Below are 3,688 nucleotides of genomic sequence, written 5' to 3' on the forward strand. Positions count from 1 at the left end.
CCCGCTGCTCATCTCCTCGATCCGCCGCGCCAGCCGCGCGATCTGCGCCCAGTCGTGACTGACGATGTCCTGCGCATGTGCGAGGTGGTTGCGCAGCGATTCGAGGTCGGCGATCACACGCTTCGCGGCGCTGCGTCCGGGCATGTCGAGGCGGGCGAGTTCGGCCGGGTCCTCGATCAGCAGGCGCAGCTTGTCGCCGAACTGCAGGCAGTCGAGCAGCGTGCAGGCGTGGCCGCGGCGCTGGCGTTCGAGCTGCAGCTGCCTCGCCTTGTCGAGGCGCGCGGCGGACAGCTTCGCCGTCCACTCGCCGCCCGGCCAGCGGGCGCGGATGCGGCCGGTGAAGTCGAGTTCGGCGAGCGTCAGGATGCCGAACAGCCACATGCGCACGACCGGCTTCTGCATGTCGTTGCGCCCGATGACCGCGACCGGCTCGCCGAGCAGCGTCACGAAGGCGTGGTCGTGGCGGGTCAGCACGTGCACGACCTCGGCGAGTCCGGCCTCGCTGGCCACGCATTCGGCGCGCGTCAGCGTCCGCGCGGCCTGCGCACAGGCGGCCTCGCCGAGCGCATCGAGCGCGGCGCGCTTCACGCTGGCGACGATGCGGCCCTCCTGACGCACCCCGGCCACACCGTGGCCGCCGGCATCGAGGCTGGCAGCGACCGCGGCGGCCGGGCGTTCGCCGTCGAAGGACGGCAGCGCCTCGGCGATGTCCTGCGCCGAGAACGCATGCGCGTAGATGCGGCTCTGCCGGCGCAGGCGTTCGGTCTCGGCCGGTGCGGGCGGCGGGCTTGGAGCCGGCGGCGGTGCGTGCTCAAGCCGTTCGAGCTCGGCCTGCGCCCGCTCCAGCGTGCGCCGGGCCTGCTGGCGCAGCTTCGGGTCGGCCTCGACCAGCACGTCGAGCAGCAGCGCCATCTCGGCCGTGAAGGTGCGGGCGAAGGCCGGGTCGTGGCGCACCAGATCGCGGCAGTTGTCGATCAGGTCGGCGAGCTTGATGGTCTGCGCGCGCGCCGAAGCCTGCGCGCTGTGCGCCCGGTCGATGGCGCGGCGCACGGCGCGGTTGCCATCGGCCGGGCGGCTCACGTCGGTCAGCTGCGCGACCAGCGCGGCGACATCGGCGCCGAACTCGCGTTCGAGGTCACCGAGCGTCGCCGGCGTGTCCTCGACCGTATCGTGCAGCCAGGCGGCGGCGACCATCGCCGCATCGCCGCCGTGGCGCAGGATCAGCGCCGCGACCGCCTTCAGGTGCACCTCGTAGGGCTGGCCGGTGTACTTGCGCCGCTGGTCGATGCGCGCGTGCGCCTCGGTGGCGTAGCGGCGGGCGCGGGCGATCAGTTCGTCGGACATGGCGCTGGCGGCTCCGGAAACGGACGAACCCTGCTCATCCGCAGGACGTGGGCCCGGACGGGTCCGGCGCGCCGTAGCCGCCGCCGCCCGGTGTCTCGATCACGAAGGCATCGCCGGGCTGCATCGACACCGTGGCGATGCCGCCGAGCCGCTCGATACGGCCGTCGGCGCGCTCGATGCGGTTGATGCCGCAGGCGCCGGGACCACCGCCGGCCATGCCTTGCGGCGGCACGCGCCGATGATCCGACAGGATCGCCGCCGTCATCGGCGCCCGGAAGCGCAGCCGGCGCACGACGCCGTCGCCGCCGCGCCAGCGCCCGGCGCCGCCCGAGCCGCGGCGGATGCAGAAGTCCTCGACCAGCACCGGATAGCGCCATTCGAGCAGCTCCGGATCGGTCAGGCGCGAGTTGGTCATGTGCGTGTGCACGGCGTCGGTGCCGTCGAAGCCGGGGCCGGCGCCGCTGCCGCCGCAGATCGTCTCGTAGTACTGCAGCTGCTCGTCGCCGAAGGTCAGGTTGTTCATCGTGCCCTGCGCCGCGGCCTGCGTGCCGAGGGCGCCGAACAGCGCATCGACGATTGCCTGCGAGGTCTCGACGTTGCCGGCGACCACCGCCGCCGGCGGGCGCGGCTGCAGCAGCGAGCCTTCGGGAATCAGGATGTCGAGCGGCGCGAGACAGCCCTGATTCAGCGGGATGTCGTCATCGACCAGCGTGCGGAACACGTACAGCACCGCGGCGAGCGTGATCGCCTGCGGGGCGTTGCGGTTGTGCGCGCCCTGGACGCTGGTGCCGCGGAAGTCGATGCGCGCCGTGCGCGCCGCGCGATCCACGTCGATGCGCACGCAGATCACCGAGCCGTCGTCGGTCTCGACGCGGCAGCTGCCGCCTTCGAGCGTCGCCAGCACGCGGCGCACCGCGGCCTCGGCGTTGGCCTGCACGTGGCCCATGTAGGCGCGCACGGCCGGCAGGCCGGTCTGCGCGATCAGCGCGCGCACGGCCGCGGCGGCGGTTTCGTTGGCGGCAAGCTGCGCGCGCAGGTCGGCGAGGTTCTGCTCGGGATTGCGCGCCGGCCACGGTCCGGCGGCGAGGCGCTCGCGGATGTCGGCCTCCAGCAGCTCGCCGTCGGCGACGATGCACTCGCCCGAGAACAGCACGCCCTCCTCGGCGAGCGTCACCGAGTCCGGCGGCATCGAGCCGGGCGTGCGTCCGCCGATGTCGGCGTGATGGCCGCGGTTGGCAACCCAGCACACCGGCCCGCCGTCGTCATCCTCGTCGTCCTCGACGAATACCGGCGCGATGACGGTCAGGTCCGGCAGGTGCGTGCCGCCGCGGTAGGGGTCGTTGAGCGCGTAGGCCATGCCCGGACGCACGCTGGCGGCGTGGCGGCGGATCACGCTCTGCACGCTCGCGGCCATCGAGCCCAGATGCACCGGCATGTGCGGGGCGTTGGCGACCAGCCCGCCGCCGGCGTCGAACAGCGCGCACGAGAAATCCAGCCGCTCCTTGATGTTGACCGACACCGCCGTCTGCGCGAGCACGGCGCCGGCCTGCTCGGCGATGGCCATGAAGCGGCGGTTGAAGATTTCGAGGCGCACCGGATCGAGCGCGGTCCCGGCCGCTGCGCGCCCGGCGATGCCGACGTGTTCGAGCAGCAGATGCCCGCGCGCCGTCACCCGCCCCTGCCAGCCCGGCTCGACGACCGTGGTCGCGTGCGGATCGAGCAGGATCGCCGGCCCGGCGACGGCATCGCCGGCGTGCAGCGCCGCCAGCCCGAACACCGGCACCCGCCGCCAGTCGCCGAACCAGGCGCGCACGTGCGCGAGCGGCACCGGTGCCCCCGCGGCATCAGCCGGGCGCGGGCGCTCGGGTTCGACCGGCATGTGCGCGCGCCCGAGCGCCTCGACATCGACGGCCTCGACCGTCAGCGGCCGCCCGGCGAGCGTGAAGCCGAACTGCCGGCGGTGCGCCTCGGCGAAGGCCGCAGCCATCGCTGCCGGCTCGGCGAGCGCGACGCTCAGCGCCGTGTCGGTGCCGCGGTAGCGCAGGCGCACGCGCTGCTCGATCCGGATCGCCGCGGCCGGAATGCCCTGCTCGGCGAGCGCCGTGCGCGCCTGCACGGCCAGTTCGCCGGCGCAGCGGAACAGCGCATCGGCCAGTGCCGCATCGAGCTCGGCCTCGATCGCGCGCTGGCGCAGCACGCGGCAGTCGGCGAGTCCCATGCCGTAGGCCGACAGCACGCCGGCGAGCGGATGGATGAACACCGTGCGCATGCCGAGCGCCTCGGCGACCCGGCAGGCGTGCTGGCCGCCGGCCCCGCCGAAGCAGGCGAGCGCGTAGGCGGCGAG

The 3,688-nt window shown here is 74.1% G+C and carries 2 protein-coding genes; both read right to left on the minus strand.

Going from position 1 to position 3,688, the window contains the following annotated elements; all coding sequences use genetic code 11:
* A partial coding sequence (locus tag PKE44_RS16430) for an HD domain-containing protein (RefSeq protein ID WP_324553351.1) occupies positions 1 to 1,344 on the minus strand: 1,344 nt, incomplete at its 3' end.
* Between the two features lie 34 nt (positions 1,345 to 1,378).
* On the minus strand, positions 1,379 to 3,688 hold a 2,310-nt coding region (locus PKE44_RS16435), incomplete at its 5' end, for a hydantoinase B/oxoprolinase family protein (RefSeq protein WP_324553354.1).

This window comes from Plasticicumulans sp. (genome assembly GCF_035331805.1).
Taxonomy (GTDB): Bacteria; Pseudomonadota; Gammaproteobacteria; order Competibacterales; family Competibacteraceae; genus Plasticicumulans.